General features: G+C 69.6%; 12 protein-coding genes. 5 read left to right on the forward strand and 7 right to left on the reverse strand.

Annotation, left to right across the window (positions count from 1 at the left end):
* Window positions 1-14: 14 nt before the first annotated feature.
* Window positions 15-1,241 carry a cytochrome P450 gene (locus tag NOO62_RS21300; RefSeq protein WP_268772483.1) on the forward strand — a complete coding sequence of 409 codons (1,227 nt, stop codon included), beginning with the start codon at window positions 15-17 and terminating at the stop codon, window positions 1,239-1,241.
* Between the two features lie 18 nt (window positions 1,242-1,259).
* Here the strand turns inward: NOO62_RS21300 and NOO62_RS21305 are convergent, their stop codons facing one another.
* On the reverse strand, window positions 1,260-2,168 hold the full coding sequence (locus NOO62_RS21305) for a diacylglycerol kinase family protein (protein WP_268772484.1): 909 nt from the start codon (window positions 2,166-2,168) through the stop codon (window positions 1,260-1,262).
* A gap of 176 nt (window positions 2,169-2,344) precedes the next feature.
* Here NOO62_RS21305 and NOO62_RS21310 point away from each other — a divergent pair, with 176 nt between their 5' ends.
* Window positions 2,345-3,628: an adenylosuccinate synthase gene (locus NOO62_RS21310; RefSeq protein WP_268772485.1), complete on the forward strand. Its 1,284-nt coding sequence runs from the start codon at window positions 2,345-2,347 to the stop codon at window positions 3,626-3,628.
* A gap of 152 nt (window positions 3,629-3,780) precedes the next feature.
* On the opposite strand, the gene NOO62_RS21315 is transcribed toward NOO62_RS21310, so the two are convergent.
* The 6 genes from NOO62_RS21315 to proB form a co-directional block, all read right to left on the reverse strand.
* On the reverse strand, window positions 3,781-5,352 hold the full coding sequence (locus tag NOO62_RS21315; protein ID WP_268772486.1) for a substrate-binding domain-containing protein: 1,572 nt from the start codon (window positions 5,350-5,352) through the stop codon (window positions 3,781-3,783).
* Between the two features lie 100 nt (window positions 5,353-5,452).
* On the reverse strand, window positions 5,453-7,345 hold the full coding sequence (locus tag NOO62_RS21320; RefSeq protein ID WP_268772487.1) for a serine/threonine-protein kinase: 1,893 nt from the start codon (window positions 7,343-7,345) through the stop codon (window positions 5,453-5,455).
* A 112-nt stretch (window positions 7,346-7,457) separates the two neighbouring features.
* Entirely contained in the window at window positions 7,458-8,204 is a 747-nt protein-coding gene (locus NOO62_RS21325) for an SDR family NAD(P)-dependent oxidoreductase (RefSeq protein WP_268772488.1), read from the reverse strand.
* Window positions 8,201-9,367, reverse strand: coding sequence for a pyridoxal phosphate-dependent aminotransferase (locus tag NOO62_RS21330; protein ID WP_268772489.1), 1,167 nt, complete (start codon window positions 9,365-9,367; stop codon window positions 8,201-8,203). The genes NOO62_RS21325 and NOO62_RS21330 overlap by 4 nt, the downstream gene beginning before the upstream one ends.
* Complete coding sequence (locus tag NOO62_RS21335; protein WP_268772490.1) at window positions 9,367-10,617, reverse strand: glutamate-5-semialdehyde dehydrogenase; 1,251 nt, start codon at window positions 10,615-10,617, stop codon at window positions 9,367-9,369. The genes NOO62_RS21330 and NOO62_RS21335 overlap by 1 nt, the downstream gene beginning before the upstream one ends.
* Window positions 10,604-11,695, reverse strand: a complete 1,092-nt coding sequence (proB, locus tag NOO62_RS21340; protein WP_268772491.1) for a glutamate 5-kinase — start codon at window positions 11,693-11,695, stop codon at window positions 10,604-10,606. The genes NOO62_RS21335 and proB overlap by 14 nt, the downstream gene beginning before the upstream one ends.
* A 720-nt stretch (window positions 11,696-12,415) precedes the next feature.
* On the opposite strand from proB, the gene NOO62_RS21345 reads away from it, so the two are divergent.
* From NOO62_RS21345 to NOO62_RS21355, 3 genes are read left to right on the forward strand one after another with little or no spacing between them, the layout of a single operon-like run.
* Window positions 12,416-13,642, forward strand: coding sequence for a formylglycine-generating enzyme family protein (locus tag NOO62_RS21345; protein ID WP_268772492.1), 1,227 nt, complete (start codon window positions 12,416-12,418; stop codon window positions 13,640-13,642).
* A complete protein-coding gene (locus NOO62_RS21350) occupies window positions 13,639-15,060 on the forward strand; it encodes an MBL fold metallo-hydrolase (RefSeq protein ID WP_268772493.1) in 1,422 nt (473 codons plus the stop codon). Before NOO62_RS21345 ends, NOO62_RS21350 begins: the two co-directional genes overlap by 4 nt.
* Complete coding sequence (locus NOO62_RS21355) at window positions 15,057-16,067, forward strand: alpha/beta hydrolase-fold protein (protein ID WP_268772494.1); 1,011 nt, start codon at window positions 15,057-15,059, stop codon at window positions 16,065-16,067. The genes NOO62_RS21350 and NOO62_RS21355 overlap by 4 nt, the downstream gene beginning before the upstream one ends.
* The last annotated feature ends 14 nt before the right edge of the window (window positions 16,068-16,081 follow it).

Raw genomic sequence — 16,081 nt, forward strand, 5'->3', positions numbered from 1 at the left:
TCTAGCGTCCCCGCATGGACGCAGCGTTCGAAGCGGCAGAGGTGTTCACCCCCTCGGCACCGGAGTTCGTGGCCGACCCCTACCCGGCGTACGCACGCCTGCGTGAGGCGGGCCGCGCCCACTACTGCCCGCCCACCGGCCAGTGGCTGATCCCGCGCCACGCGGACGTCTCGGCCCTGCTGCGCGACCGGCGCCTCGGCCGCACCTACCTGCACCGCTTCACGCACGAGGAGTTCGGCCGCACGCCACCGCCGCCCGAGCACGAGCCGTTCCACACCCTCAACGACAACGGCATGCTCGACCTGGAAGCGCCCACGCACACCCGCATCCGCCGCCTCGTCGCGAAGGCGTTCACACCACGGACCGTCGAGGGACTCCGCCCCTACGTGGAGCAGCTGGCGGACGACCTCGTGCGCGACCTGGTGGCGGACGGCGGCGGCGACCTCAAGGCCCGCGTCGCCGAACCGCTGCCGGTGGCGGTCATCGCCCAGATGCTGGGCATCCCGGAGAGCGACCGGGGACTGCTGCGCCCCTGGTCGGCGGCGATCTGCGGCATGTACGAGCTGAACCCGTCGGAGGAGACGGCGACGCGAGCGGTCCGCGCCTCCCGCGAATTCACTGCGTACCTGCGGGAGCTGATCGCCGTACGCCGCGAGGGGCCCGGCGAGGACCTGATCTCGGGTCTGATCGCGGCGTACGAGGACGGGGAGTCGCTCAGCGAGCAGGAGATGATCTCGACGTGCGTGCTGCTGCTCAACGCGGGGCACGAGGCGACGGTGAACGCCACGGTCAACGGCTGGCACGCGCTGTTCGGCGACCCGGCGCAGCTGGCCGCGCTGCGGGCGGACCCGGCCGGGCTCGTTCCCACGGCGGTCGAGGAGCTGATGCGGTACGACACCCCGCTCCAGCTCTTCGAGCGCTGGGTCCTCGACGACATCGAGATCGACGGCGTGACGATCCCGCGCGGCGCGGAGCTGGCCCTCCTCTTCGGCTCCGCCAACCATGACCCCGCGGTCTTCGACGCCCCCGCCGAGCTCGACCTGTGCCGCCGCGACAACCCGCACATCTCCTTCAGCGCGGGCATCCACTACTGCATCGGCGCGCCCCTGGCCCGCATCGAACTTGCGGCGTCGCTGCACGCGCTGCTCCGCCGGGCCCCCGGGCTGCGGCTCGTGGCGGCCCCGCCCCGCACGCCGAACTTCGTCATCCGGGGCTTCGAGGAACTGCTGGTGACGGTGTGAGGCGCCGCGGCAGGGACCTCACCGGGGCAACGTGAGCCCCCAGGCCCGGGCCCGCACCGTCCACGTCCGGGTCCGTACCGGCCCCGCGACCACCGCGTCCGCCCGGTACCGGAAGTCCGCCCCCGACACCGTCACCGTCCGCGCCCTGACCCGTACCGGCGAGGCGCCCGCCCCCGCCGACGGCGACGGGTGGACCTCCACGCGGGCCAGGCCACCGCCTCCGGCGGTGACGCGGACGCCCTCGACCGGCTGGTCCAGGCCGACGAGCGTGACCCCGTCCGCCTCGACCCGGAGCCGGGCGGGCGGCGCGGGCCGGGAGGGACGTACGGGCCGCGTGGCGAGTGTGCGGACGAAGGACTGGCAGGAGCGCAGCCACGCATGCCCCTCCGCCGCGACGCCCGCCCTCCCCGCGATCACCCGGGAGGAGCCCGCCGCCCCCACGGCCGAGGAGACGTCGTCCACCTCCGCAGGGGACCTGTCGGAGGTGTCCGCCCCCACCGGCGGAATCCGTAGATCCCCGAGGACGACCCCGTCACTGTCGTCCACCAGCAGGTCGAGTCTCCGTTCGGCGCCCTCCAGGACCGTCCGCGCGGCGGCCACGGCCCCCGTCGGCACCCCCAGGCCCCGCGTCAGTGTGAGCGTCTGCGCGGCGCCCACGGGGACGACGGAAAGCGCGCATCCGGCGAGGTCCCGCTCCCGGTGGAGCGCCGCCACCGCACGCAGCAGCGCCCGGTCGTCGCCGATCACCACGAGCCGCCTCGCACCCCGCCTGGCCAGCGCTTTCGTGAAGTCTTCGGGGCCGTCGGGGAGGCAGACCCGGACCGCCGCGCCCGCGCCGAGCACATCCTTCGCGATCCGTACCGACTCACCGTCCGTGCGCCGGGCGACCGGGTCGATGACGACTAGGAGCTGGTCGCGAGCCGACAACGTGCGCCCTTTCTTTTAGCCGTTCTTTGAGACCTCGGGTAGCATCTTTGTGCAAGAGCCCCTTGCGCTATTGCGCCAGGGGCTTCGTCTATTCCGGGGCAGCATCCAAGGCACACCCATACGGCGGCTACGGCCCCAGACCTTGGACATGCCCCGCCCGGAAGGGGTGTACGCCTGTGCCCGCACTTGTGCTGCTCGGTGCTCAGTGGGGTGACGAAGGCAAGGGAAAGGCCACTGACCTGCTCGGTGGCTCCGTGGACTATGTAGTGCGCTACCAGGGCGGCAACAACGCCGGCCACACGGTCGTCGTAGGCGACCAGAAGTACGCGCTGCATCTCCTCCCTTCCGGGATTCTCTCCCCGGACTGCGTGCCCGTCATCGGCAACGGAGTCGTCGTCGACCCGTCGGTCCTGCTCTCCGAGCTGAGCGGTCTGAACGAGCGCGGCGTCGACACGTCGAAGCTTCTGATCAGCGGAAACGCGCACATCATCACGCCGTACAACGTCACGGTCGACAAGGTGGGCGAGCGCTTCCTCGGCAAGCGGAAGATCGGCACGACGGGCCGCGGCATCGGTCCGACCTACGCCGACAAGATCAACCGCACCGGCATCCGCGTGCAGGACCTCTATGACGAGTCGATTCTGCAGCAGAAGGTCGAAGCGGCCCTGGAGCAGAAGAACCAGCTCCTGACCAAGGTCTTCAACCGCCGCGCGATCGAGGCGGAGCAGATCGTCGAGACGCTCCTGGAGCACGGCGAGAACATCAAGCAGTACGTCGCCGACACGACGCTGATCCTGAACAACGCGCTCGACGACGACAAGGTCGTCCTGTTCGAGGGCGGCCAGGGCACGCTCCTGGACGTGGACCACGGCACGTACCCCTTCGTCACCTCCTCGAACCCGACCGCGGGCGGCGCCTGCACGGGTACGGGCGTGGGACCGACGAAGATCAGCCGGGTCATCGGCATCCTGAAGGCGTACACGACCCGCGTCGGCGCGGGCCCGTTCCCGACGGAGCTGTTCGACGCGGACGGCGAGGCGCTGCGCACCATCGGCGGCGAGCGCGGTGTGACGACGGGACGGGACCGCCGCTGCGGCTGGTTCGACGCCCCGATCGCCCGCTACGCGACCCGCGTGAACGGCCTCACGGACTTCTTCCTTACGAAGCTCGACGTCCTCACCGGCTGGGAGCAGATCCCGGTCTGCGTGGCGTACGAGATCGACGGCAAGCGCGTCGAGGAGCTCCCGTACAACCAGACCGACTTCCACCACGCGAAGCCGATCTACGAGATGCTGCCGGGCTGGTCCGAGGACATCACCAAGGCCCAGACCTTCGCCGACCTGCCGAAGAACGCGCAGGGTTACGTGAAGGCGCTGGAGGAGATGTCCGGCGCGCCGATCTCCGCGATCGGTGTGGGTCCGGGCCGTACCGAGACGATCGAGATCAACTCGTTCGTCTGATCGGCTCACCAGTCACACGAAGGGGTGGGTCGCGCTGAAGTGCGACCCACCCCTTCGGCGTGCCCGGAAGACTGACGGGCACGCCAGCCATCGGTGCGCAGTCGGCGGAGCCGGCAGGGCAGCAGGCCGGTGAACACCGGCGGGTTCCCGCGCTACCGCTCCTGACCCCGTCGGTCGGGTTCTGAGTCGTCGCCACACACCCGCAGGCCCTCCGGGGTCGCGCACGGCAGGTGGCCGTGGGTGCGGATGACGTCGAGGCCGGTGCCGCGCGCGTAGGCGAGGAAACCGGCGGCGAGGGAGTCGGCGGGCGGGAGGCCGTAGGTGTAGGCGTACTCGATCTCGCGGTAGGGGTAGCCGGTCTTCAGGAGCTGGTCGGTGGACGGGGCGTGGCCCTCCAGGTCGAGGCGGTGCAGGCCCTTGAGGCCGGACGCGGTACGGAGTTCGCTGTAGCCGATGGCGCCGGGGATGCGGCCGACGGCGTCGAGGACCTGGTCGGTGGAGTCGAGTTCGCAGCGGGTGACGGGGACGGTCCTGTCGTCCTTGCCGAGGCAGTCGTTGGACGACGCCTTGATCTCGAAGGAGCCGCCGAGGACGCGGCGTTGGAGCGTGTCGCGGGTGCCGGAGCTGGAGCCGCGGCTGACGAGGACCACCGGCAGGTCGGGGCCGCCGAGCTCCTTCCAGTTGCGTACGTCGCCGCGGTAGAGGCGGCGCACCTGCGGCAGGGTCAGGTTCCGCAGCGGGACGCGGTCGTTGAGGACGAGCGCGAAGACGGAGACGGCGACGCGGGTCTCGGCGAGCCGGGGGAAGCCGTCGGACTTGGGCCCGTCGGAGAAGGCGAGCAGGGGCGGCGCCCCGTCACTCTTCCCCCGTCCGAACTTCCGCCCCGCGTCGTCCAGTTCCCGCACGCCCGCCGCGCTGCCGTGGGCGCTGACCGTGATGTCGGAACCGGGGCAGTCGTCCTCGTACTTGGCGGCGAGCTCCTCGACGACCGGCGCGAACGCCGTCGAACCGAGCACCGTCAGCTCACCGGCCGCGCACTCGATCGGCGGCGGCGGGTCGTCGTCGCGGAGCACGATGATCGAGGCCAGGGTGACGACGGACAGGGTGAGCAGCACGGTGAGCAGCTGCGCGGGCCGGGACAGCAGCGGCGGCTTGTCGTCGAGGGTGGTGGACCGGTTGGGCTGTACGTCACCGGCCTGGATGCCGCCGGACAGGGTGACGTCGCCGCCGACGGGCCCGCCGGTGAGCAGGACGAGCAGCTTGTAGTGCTGCCCCCGGTTGAGGGGGACGCGCGGGATGTGCAGGGTGCTGCCCTCGTACCGCAGTCCGGCCGCCGCCGTGAAGTGCTCCATCAGGTGGTCGTCGCCGGACGGCGCGGTGACGGCGAGGCCGCGAACGGTGCGCCCCGTGAAGACCGCGGTGAGCCCGTGCAGGGCGCGCCCGCTGTAGTCGGCGTCGGAGACGGCTTGGGAGCCGTCGTTCTCGACGCGCAGCAGGACGAGCGTGGCGTCGGACATCTCGGGGGTCTCGTCGAAGAGGCCGAGGCGGGCGTTGGCGCCGCCCGTCCGCACGTTGTCGCCTATGGCGGTGTCCAACTGGACGCGGTAGCCGAGGCGTTTGCGCCGCGGGACGCGCCGCTCGTACCAGAGGGCGCCCACGGTGGCGGCGAGGCCGAGGGCAGCCGTGAGCACGGCGATGGTGTTCTCGGCGCTCAACCAGTCCATGGGCGGTGAGGCTAGGCGGGCCGGGCGGCCCGGGGCGCGGGCTTCGCCGTCCGGTCGACGACTGTTCGCGGAGCCGTAAGTTCCCGGGCCCTACCGGCTGTCAGTTCCCCTTGTCGTACGTCAACTCGCCGCTGCCGTCCGTGTTGGCGCGGCGGAGCTTGCCGTTGCCGAGGAGGGTGATGACGCTCGGGTCGCCGGGCGTGCAGGACGTCATGGGCTCGCCGACGGTGACCTCGGTGGGCCCGATGCGCAGCCGCTCGCCGGACGCGGACACGAGTTTGCCCTGGAAGACGCAGTGATAGGTGCCGCCGCCGTCGGCGGGCCCGTCGGCCGTCACGGACAGCACGGTGTCGCCGACATCGCCCTGCTGGAGGGTGAGTTCGCGGGTGCTGTGCCCGTCGTCGGTGTCGAGGCCACCGGACCAGGTGCCGAGGTACTTGTCCGGGACGGTGCCTTCGTCGTCGCCGGACGCGGACGGGTCGGGGCTGCTCGGCTCGGGGGTCGGCGAGGCGGAATCCGGAGTCTTCGGCGCGCTGCTGGTGTTGTTCCCGTTGGCGGAGTCGTCGCGCTTGTCCTCGGTGCCGTCACCGTTCATGACGGCGTAGACGGTGCCGCCCGCGCCCAGAGCCACTATCAGGGCGACGACGATGAGCGCGGCGGTGGACCGCGCACTGCGCCGCGGGGGCTCGGGGGGCGGCGGGACGGGCCCGTAGGGGGGAGTGGGCCCGAAGCCGGGCGGGGCGGGCTGGTGGGGCTGCTGGGGCTGGTACTGGGGGTAGCCGTAGCCGGCGGGCTGGTGGGGTGGCTGCTGGGGGTAGCCGTACGCGACGGGGGCGCCGGGCGGGGAAGCGGGCATGGGCGCGGGCGTCGGCGTGGAGGCGGGCGTCGGCGCGGGCGTCGGCGCGGGTGCGGGCGGAGCCTGGCCGCCGCTGCCGGAGACCATGGTGGGCAGGTGGTCGAGGGGGGCGGTGCGGGGTTTGCCGGGGGGCGGGGGAGTGGCGTCCTGAGCCGCGCCACCAGTTCCACCGGAGCCCGCCTCGGCCGCCCTCTCGGCAGCTTCCTGCGCCTCTTCCGGGTCCTCGGCGTCGAGCAACTGGACGGCGTGGCGCCCCAGCTGGGCGACCAGGGCACCGGGCAGCCAGGGATCGAGGGTGTGCCCGTCGTCCGCCAGGGCGTCGGCGGCCCCCGTACGCTCAAGGACTTCGTCGAGGGAGGGCCGGTCGCCGGGCTCCTTGCGGAGACAGGCGGCGATCAGCTCCGCGAGCCCTTCGGGAAGCCCCTCCAGATCCGGTTCCTCCTGCGCGATGCGGAACATCAGCGCGTGCACGCCACTGTTGGCGGTCCCGAAGGGCAGGGCGCCGGAGGCGGCGTAAGCCAGCACGGACCCGAGACAGAAGACGTCGCAGGCGGGGGTGATCCGGTCCCCCCGCACCTGTTCGGGGGCCATGAACCCGGGCGACCCGACGAGCGCACCGGTACGGGTCAGCCCCCCGTCGGTGACCGTCTCCAGGGCACGCGCGATGCCGAAGTCGATGACGCGGGGCCCGTCGATGGTGACGAGGACGTTGGACGGCTTGAGGTCGCGGTGGACCATCCCGGCGGCGTGGATGTCCTTGAGGGCGTGGGCGAGCCCGGCGCCGAGGATGTTGACGGACCGCTCGGGGAGGGGCCCGTGATCGCGCGAGACGACGCTCTGGAGGGAGGGCCCGGCGACGTACCCGGTGGCGAGCCACGGGATGGCGGCGTCGGTGTCGGCGTCCAGAACGGGCGCGGTCCAGGCGCCGCCGACCTGCCGGGCGGCCTGCACCTCCTGCCGGAACCGGTTCCGGAACTCCTCCTGTTCGGCGAGTTCCTGCCGGACGAGCTTCACGGCGACCGTACGACCCCGTTCGGACCGGGCGAGGTACACGTGCCCCATGCCCCCGGCCCCGAGCCGCGCCAGCAGACGGTACGCGCCGATCCGCTGCGGATCCCCAGGCACGAGCTTCTCCATCGCCGCACCGACCTCCCCCATTGGTGTGCAACAGGGTGAGGAGTCTACTGACCGTTGACAGGGTGGGCAGGCAATAGCCCCCTGATGGACGTGCGGCATCGCACAAGGCCGGTCACCACATGAACTGACCGCCATCGATGATCAGTCTCTGGCCGGTCAGATATCCGCTCCCCGGACCGATCAAGAACGCCAAGGCATCCGCGATGTCCGCGCAGGTGCCGATCCGCCGCTGCGGAATCCCGGCGAGCACGCGCTCGCGGGCGTCCTCGTCGTCGAGGCCGAGCCGCTCGGTGACCTCTTCCGTCCCGATCACCCCGGGGATCAGGCAGTTGACGCGGATCTTGGGGGCGAGTTCGAGCGCCAGGCACTTGGTCAGCTGGAGCAACCCGGCTTTGCTGGCACAGTAGTTGGCGCCGTTGAGCCGCGGCCGGATCCCTGTGGTCGCCCCGATGTTGACGATGGCCGCCCCGGCGTCCGCCGCCATCATCGCTGGAGCGACAGCCCGTGTCAGGTGGAAGACACCGGACAGGTTGCTGTCGATCACGCGGTGCCAGTCCTCGTGGGTCATCTCCAGGAAGGGCCGGTCCACGTTGACCCCCGCATTGTTCACCAGCACGGCCGGCGCGCCGTGGGCGGAGAGTATCTCGGCGGCCGCACCCGCGACGGCGGGCCCGTCGGCCAGGTCGACACACACGGGCCGAAGTGCCGGGCCCAGCTCCTTGACGGCGTCGTCCGCCGCCGCGGCGTCCCGGCGGTACAAGGCGGTGACGCCGTATCCCATGTGCACGAGGCGGCGGCTCAGCGCAAGGCCGATGCCGCGAGTCCCGCCCGAGACGATCGCGGTCCGCTGCTGCGTCATCCGGGTCCACCGGTGGCCCGGATGAGGTCCCGGATCGCCTCGATGCCTCTGATGACGCGTTCCTCCGGCTCGCTTCCCACGGAGACCCGGATGAACCGGTCGCACGACTCGCCGTACCCCATGCCGGGCACGACACTGACGGCGCTCTTCCGGAGCAGTTCGTCGGCGAACTCGCCGGAAGTGAGCCGCGACCCGGCTATGGAGGCGAAGAGGTAGAACGTGGCGGATCCGGGAAGGGTCGCTATCCCGTGCCCGGCCAACCGCCGGTCCGTACGGTTGCGCAACTCCACGAAGTGCTGGATCTGGGGCCGGGTGATGTTCAACAGCTGGTCGAACCTCCCGGCCAGGTAGCTGGAGAGGATCGTGGGCGCACAGGTCACCAGGTGCTGCTGGATTTTGAGCACCTCGTCCACCAGGCGGCGATGCGCCAGCAGATAGCCGATCCGCCACCCGGATATCCCGTAGTTCTTGGACATCGAGTTCACCGTGACGGTGTGTTCCTTGTCCGGATCGAGGGAAGCGGCCGATACGAACTCGGTGCCCTCAGGAACGAACTCGTTGTAGGCCTCGTCGACCAGGAGCAGCAGGCCGTGCTTGTCCGCCATGGCGTGCAGGAATTCCAGTTCGGCTCTGGAGTAGACGCGTCCGGTGGGATTGTTCGGGTTGTTGATGATGAGGACGCGGCTGCGGGCGGTGACATACCGCTCCAGGTCGAGGACCGAGAGCTCGTGGGGGATCGGCACGGGGGTGCCCCCGCACAGCCTGACCTGCGCCGGATAGCTCAGCCAGAAGGGCTCAGGGATGATCACCTCGTCACCGGGGGCGAGGACGGCGAGCAGCACCATGTAGATGGCCGCTTTGGATCCCGCGGTGATGACCGCCTCGTGCTCGGGGTCCACTGCGACTTCGAACTGGACTTCGTAGTACTTGGCAAGGAGTTGCCTGAGTTCTGGCAGGCCACGTGAGTGCGAGTAATGGTGCAGGCCCGTGTCGGACAGGCCTTCGAAGGTGGGCACCGGGATGTCGAAGAAGGCCTCTCCGAGTGAGAGCGTGATGACGTCCTGGCCGGCCTCGTTCAGCTCGTACACCCGGTTGTTGTACTGGATGGACAGGGCCTGTCCGATGCCTGCCACGACCGGCGAGACGTGCAAGGGCGGCCGCATCACAACACCCGCGTCTGGCCGGTGCCCCAGACCACGTTCTTCACCGCGGTGAGCGCCTCGACCCCCATGGGGCCGCGGACGTGGAGCTTCTGCGTGGATACGCCGATCTCGACCCCGTACCCGAACTCACCGCCGTCGGAGTAGCGGGTCGAAGCGTTGACGAAAACACTCCCCGCGTTCACGGACTGGGCGAATCGGCGTGCGACAGCCAGGTCTCCGGTGACAATGCCCTCGGCATTGAAGGTGCCCCAGCGGCGGATGTGGGCGATGGCCTCGTCGGCGTCGGCGACGACGCGGACCGCGAGCACTGGCGCCAGGTACTCGGTGCCCCAGTCCTCCTCCGTGGCCGCCACGGCCTTCGGCCACACCCGCTGGACCGTTTCACAGCCGCGGATCTCGACCCCGTGGTCCGCGAACGCGTCCAGCACGCCCGGCAGCCAGTCGGCGGCGAGATCGTTGTGGACCAGCAGGGTCTCCATCGCGTTGCAGACGCTCGGTCGCGACGTCTTGGCGTTGATGGCCACCTCGGTCGCCATCGTCGGGTCGGCTGCCGCGTCGATGTAGGTGTGGCAGTTGCCCGCTCCGTCGATGACGGCCGGGACGGTCGCGTTCTCTTCCACCGAAGCGATCAGAGCCGGGCCGCCCCTGGGCACGAGCAGGTCGACGTAGCCCTTCGCGCGCATCAGATCGAGCGCCGCCTCCCGCGACGGGTCGCTGATCAACTGGACGGCCGCGGCGGGAACGTCGTCGTGCAGGGCGATCGCCTCGGACAACGCCTCCATGATCGCCGCGTTGGTCTCCATCGCTGTCGATGAGCCGCGCAGCACGGCGCAGTTTCCGGACTTCAGGCAGAGGGCGGCGACCTCGGCGGTGACGTTCGGCCGGGCCTCGTAGATGACGGCCACCACACCGAGCGGCTCCCGCACCTGTTCGACGAGCAGGCCGTTGGGGCGGGTCCAGCCCTTGACGATCTGGCCCACCGGATCAGGCTGCGCCATGACCGTACGGATCGCCTTCACCAGGCCGTCCATGCGGCGGTCGTTCAGGGTGAGGCGGTCGATGAGAGTCGGGACGACTCCCGCCTCACGGGCGGCGGCGACGTCCCGCCGGTTCGCCTCGGCGATCGGCTGCCTGTGCCGGTCCACCGCGGCCGCCATGTCCGAAAGTAACTGGTCCTTCTTCGCGGTGGTCAGCTGTCCGACCACCGCTGAAGCAGCCAGAGCGTTCTCGCAGATCTCAGTCACCGACATGGCTCGACTCCAGGAGTTGCACGTAATCCGACGGGTGGAACAGCAGGGAATCCGGCGCGTTGAGGGAGTTCGCGGCCAGCCGTACGCTGCCCCGCGCGACCGCCCTCGCGTTCGGCCCGGCGATGTCGACGACATCGCCTGCCTCGAAGGAACCTCGGAGGCCGGTGGCGTGGCCGCGCCACACCGGCTGGCCTTGTCCAACGGCCTGGAGTCCGTGCGGGTTGCACACGACCGTGCCCCGCGGCGGCGTACGGAAGGCCCGCCAGAGACGACCGAGATCAGGTGGGTCGACGGACAGCGGCCGTGGTGGGAATGCGGTGCCGACCGGATCTCCCCGGTGGGCGGCGAGCAGAGCGGACGGATCGGCGGCGTGCGCGATCACGGTTCTGACTCCGGCGTGCGTCGCGATCCAGCACGCACTCAGCTTGGCCAGCATCCCGCCGGTGCCGCCCGCACCCGCCCCGCCGATGACGGCCGCCTCGATCGTGGTCACCTCGTCCACTGCCTCGGGGATGGGCCTCGGCCGCCCGCCCGGCAGGGGACGTCCCTGGTCGTAGAGTCCCGGCACATCGGTCAGCAGCAGGAGGAGTCCGGCTCGCAGATACCCGCTGAGCACCGCTGCCAGGACGTCATTGTTGCGAACCCCGAGTACGTCATTCTCGTTTACGACAGGAACAACGGACAGCGTCCGCATCAGTTCCAGTGCGGGCCGGAGCTCAGCGCCGCGTTCGGGTTCCGTGAGGTCGGCGGGGGTGAGCAGGAGCTGGGCCGTTTCAATTCCCAGTTCGGCGAAACGTTCCCGTAGCGCCGAGTAGAGGAATCCCTGACCCAGTGCCGCGGCGGTCTGACGCGCCGCAGGCGTAGCGGTGGACAAGGCCTCGTGCCTTGTCCGGCCCATCGCTATTGCCCCCGAAGTGACAAGGACCGGGGCAAGACCTGATTCAATGCCGGCCACCACGGTGGTGCAGAGCATGCCGACCTTTTCCAGGTCCAGCTTTCCTCCGGTGACCAGTGAAGAAGTACCGACCTTGATCACTACGCTTTTGCTCGGCGAATTGGTTTCCAGTCGCGTAGTCACGGTGAGCCATCGTTCCTGGCCATGTTGTGTTCTCGATGTGCTGCCGATGTGCTGGTGCTGTAGGCGGTCGGTCATCGGCCCCCAGCTGGGTAAAAGTGCCCTGGTCAGGGGGCATTTACTGGGGGAGGCGGGCTGATTGGGCGACGTCTTCCCGGAGACTCGGGACCTGCGTACCGATGATTTTCTGCCACGTTCCGTCCGGGCCTCGCGATGCCGGTGACGGGCCGTGTGGCCTTGGCTTTTCCGCCCTGGACCGCTGGTTTTTGTGCGCTGTGCCGGGGGGTATGAAATGAGCCGCATCTGTTCACACGGCCGGTGCCCCGTTGACTTTTCAAGATGCGGGGCGGGAAGGTCGCTACGCCGGATATCAAAATGAACCTGGCTTTGTCGATCTTGAGAAGGGAGGTGTTTTTCATGTCGGAGAAGGACTTCATGGGTACCCGTGACGGCGAGCAGGACACCACCAAGTGGTAGTACTGCTCGCTTCGTCCGCGAAGTAGCATTCCGCCGCCCGCACGCTGCAAGCGTGCGGGCGGCTTCCAAGACGGCTTTCAGGGGAGATTTCTGGTGGTAGGGCATCTAGTTTCGGAAACCGTTGTGATACCGCCTGAGTACCTCAAGTTGGACGGGTCCAGCGACGAGCAGTACTGGACATCCATCCGTTCCCTGATTGCCCTTGTCGACCAGCACGGCCAGGATTCCTCAAGTATTCCCCTCCTGATGAGCCTCTCCGCGCGCCACCCCGAGTGGCCCGTGCGGGCCGCCGCGGTCCGCATCCTGGCCGGCCGGCACCGGCATGTTCCCGAAGCGGCGTCAGCGGTGGCGGCGGCCAGCCACGACCCGGTGGACTGGGTGGCCTTCACCGCCCTCAAGATGGCGACCGAGTACCGCATCGATGCCGCTGTACCGGACCTCATCCGGATCTCCGGGTGGCCCAGCAACTTCACGCGCAAGGACTTCACGCGCAAACCCGTCGGCTGTGGTGCGGCCTTCACCAAACGCGCCCTCCTGGCCATCTTCGGCACCACTGACCCGGACCGGCTGAGGCAGTTGGAGGACGAGTACTTCGCCGGGATGCAGACCCGGATCCGCGCACAGGCCACGCGATCCCGGCGCAACCAGGATGTGGTGCTGGTGCCGGAGGGCCCCTTCATGGCGGGGGTGTCGAAGCCCGGCAGTGGCCCCTTCCGGATGACGCAGGGCGACAACCCGCTCCGCGCCGAGGACCTGTCCGCGTACTACATGGACCGCACTACGGTGACCAATGCCCGGTACGCGGAGTTCCTGGCGGACACCGGCGGGTCCACGGAGTTCGACCACCCGGATCAGCCGGAACAGCCGGAGCGCCGCCCCCACCAGCCCGTGCACTGGCATGATCCGCGGTTCAACGCCCCGGAGATGCCCATCGTGGGGGTCGACTGGTACGACGCGTGGGCGTTCGCCCGGTGGAGCGGCGGCACTCTGCCGTCCGAGCTGCAGTGGGAGAAGGCGGCGCGGGGCACGGACGGCCGTATCTACCCCTGGGGAAACGACTGGGATCCGGACCGCGTCAACTTCGTGGCACGCTCGTACGGCACCGCGGTCGCCGACCTGGACGAACTCGAAGCACTGCTGGTGACCACGACCGACACCGACGTACCGGAGCATCCGGTGCTTCCCTCCGACAGCCTGCCGGCGGGTGCGAGCCCGTACGGGGCCCTGCAGATGTCGGGGAACGTGTGGGAACTGACCCGGACGAACTTCTACACCGGCCAGGACATGGATCCGTTCTTCAAGGGCCGGCATCCCATGGAGTTCATGAACCGCAAGGACGCCTTCCACGTGCTGCGCGGCGGCACCTGGACCTCGCCGCAGACCTGCCTGACCACGTTCTACCGGGGCAAGGACCTGATCACCGACTTCCACAACGAGGTGGGTTTCCGCTGCGTCTACGAGGTGGCGGAATGATACGGCTGACATCGCTCGGTCATGCCGCCGTGCTGGTCGAGACAGCGACCCAGCGCATCCTGGTCGACCCGTGGCTGACGCAGCGCCTCGACCGCTTCTGGGAGCACCACCCGGAAGTACCCGACGGTCTGAGCCGGGTCCTCGACGGCGGTGTCGACCACATCGTCTTCAGCCACCACCACTTCGACCACCACCACTTCCCCTCGCTGGCCAAGATCCTCGACGACAGCGATGTCGACTTCGACGAGAGCCCGCGACGGGCACCGGAGACCAACTGCGTCTTCCCCGTGGGCCCGGCGTTGCCGCGGTTCACCGCCTCCGGACTCGGCCACCAGGCCATGCCGTGGACGCTGCGCAGGCTGGGATTCGAACGGCTCACCCCCGTGACTCCGGGAGACACCGTGCAGCTCGGCGACGTGCTGGTGCGGACCTTCGTGTCCCACGTGCCGTTTCCCGAGATGAGCCTGTTGCTCCAGACCTCCGACGGGAACGTCATGCTGTGCGGGGACTCGATCCTGCACGAGTCGACCGTTCAGTTCTTCGACCGGCCCGACGCCCCCCGCGTGGATGTCGCCTTCGTGCCGGCGCACAGCGTCTCACCGCCCGGGGTGCTGACCGAGCGACGGCCGCTCGTCGACCCCGAGGGCGTCAAGGCGCGGGCGCGGGCCAACTTCGACCACTACGTCACGACGCTGAACGCCCGGCTCACCATCCCGTCCTCGTTCGGATGGAAGGTCAGCGGTGAAGGAGCCGAGGACTACGACTGGTGCAATCGCACCATCTTTCCGTTCACCCCGTTCGAGGCGCTCCAACGGCTGCGTGAACTCGATCGCCGGGGCGCGCTGTGGGGGCCCGGGCAGGTCCTTGAGATCCATGAGGGGACGACCGTTCTGCACCACGCCCCCTCGGCGCCGGACGGCTACGACTTCGAGTCGCTGTTCGCCGAGGTGACGATGGACCCCGACTTCGTCGTACCCGCCTTCGACCCCGAGCGCGATTGCTGGGGGCGGCAGACCCGGGACAACGAGCGGCTCATCGGTGAGCTCATGGAGCTCCTGGTCGGCACGGACTTCTGGTACCGGGCGCTGGACAGTGGTGCGAGCCACACGCTGTCCCTGCACGGCGACGACGGTGTGACATCGGCGTATCTGCTGGAGCCGGTCAGCGGCCGGGTGGTGCACATCGGCACGGGAGCGGCCAGAAAGCACACGGCGGAGGACAGCGGGTACACCGAGATCGCCGCCGGCACGCTCCAGTCCCTGCTCGACGGCGAGTTGCTGTTCGGCAGCTCGTACGTCCTGTGGGCGAGCAACAGCAACCTGCTGTCCGCGGTGTTCCACCACCCCGTCTATTACACGCGCTACGTCGAGCAGGTGCTGGGCGCCGCCGCGGGCAGTGAACGAAAGATCGATGCATGACCGTGGAGCACGGACAGCGAGTGACCATCACCCACGAGAGCAAGTGCCTGCTGGCCAACCCTCTGGGGGATCCGCATCTCCGCACGGTCGAGGTTCTGCTGCCTCCTGGATACCGCTCCGACGAACGGCTTCCGGTCGTCTACTGGCTCCCCGGATACGGCGCGACCGCCTCGCTCACCAGCCGGAGCATCGTGTTCGGCGGTTCCGTGGCCGAACGCGTGCGGACGGGCATGGCGCAGGGGACGATTCCCCGCGCGCTGGTCGTGGTGCCCGACTGCACGACCGCCTACGGCGGCTCGCAGTACATCAACTCCCCCGCGTGCGGCGACTACTCCGACTACCTCGCCGAGGTGGTCGCCGAAGTCGACCAGCGCTTCCGCACCCGCCCCGGCCCCGCGTGGCGGGCCATCGGCGGCAAGTCGAGCGGAGGTTACGGTGCCCTGGTCGCCGGCATGCGCAGCGATCTCTTCGGCGCGGTGCTGGCCCATTCACCGGACGCGGGTTTCGAGCACTCCTATCTGGGGCTCCTGCCCGGAGCCCTGGACACGATGCGGGACGCAGGAGGCGTGACGGCCTTCCTCGGACGGCGCGGCACCGGGCCGCACGACGGACAGTTCATGGTGGCCATGAGCCTTCTGGCCATGGGCATGTGCTACGCGGACGAGGTGCCGTCCGATCCGGCCGACGCGCTGCCCTGCGACCCGGAGACGGGGGTGTTCCGGCCCGCGGTCTGGCAGACCTGGCTCCGTCACGATCCGGTACGCATGGTGCCCGGACATCTCGGCCGGCTCAGGGACCTGCGGCTGCTGCACCTGGACACGGGGCAGCGCGATGAGTACCACATGCACTGGGGCGCCCGCGCCTTGCACGCCACCTTGGCCGCGCACGGGATCAGCCATACGTACGGGGAACACGACGGCGGCCATCAGGGCATCGAGCACCGCTTCATCGAGTCGCTCTCCCTCCTGAAACAGCTCTGGCGCGGCGACCGAGAAGGAGCGCGGTAGGCATGTGCGGAATC

The sequence above is a fragment of the Streptomyces sp. Je 1-369 genome (assembly GCF_026810505.1).
Taxonomy (GTDB): domain Bacteria; phylum Actinomycetota; class Actinomycetes; order Streptomycetales; family Streptomycetaceae; genus Streptomyces.

Coding starts and splice junctions, on each gene's coding strand:
- NOO62_RS21300 (WP_268772483.1), top strand. CDS start 15: ATGGACGCAGCGTTCGAAGCGGCAGAGGTGTTCACCCCCTCGGCACCG.
- NOO62_RS21315 (WP_268772486.1), bottom strand. CDS start 5,352: ATGGACTGGTTGAGCGCCGAGAACACCATCGCCGTGCTCACGGCTGCC.
- NOO62_RS21320 (WP_268772487.1), bottom strand. CDS start 7,345: ATGGAGAAGCTCGTGCCTGGGGATCCGCAGCGGATCGGCGCGTACCGT.
- NOO62_RS21325 (WP_268772488.1), bottom strand. CDS start 8,204: ATGACGCAGCAGCGGACCGCGATCGTCTCGGGCGGGACTCGCGGCATC.
- NOO62_RS21330 (WP_268772489.1), bottom strand. CDS start 9,367: ATGCGGCCGCCCTTGCACGTCTCGCCGGTCGTGGCAGGCATCGGACAG.
- NOO62_RS21335 (WP_268772490.1), bottom strand. CDS start 10,617: ATGTCGGTGACTGAGATCTGCGAGAACGCTCTGGCTGCTTCAGCGGTG.
- NOO62_RS21345 (WP_268772492.1), top strand. CDS start 12,416: ATGAGCCTCTCCGCGCGCCACCCCGAGTGGCCCGTGCGGGCCGCCGCG.
- NOO62_RS21350 (WP_268772493.1), top strand. CDS start 13,639: ATGATACGGCTGACATCGCTCGGTCATGCCGCCGTGCTGGTCGAGACA.
- NOO62_RS21355 (WP_268772494.1), top strand. CDS start 15,057: ATGACCGTGGAGCACGGACAGCGAGTGACCATCACCCACGAGAGCAAG.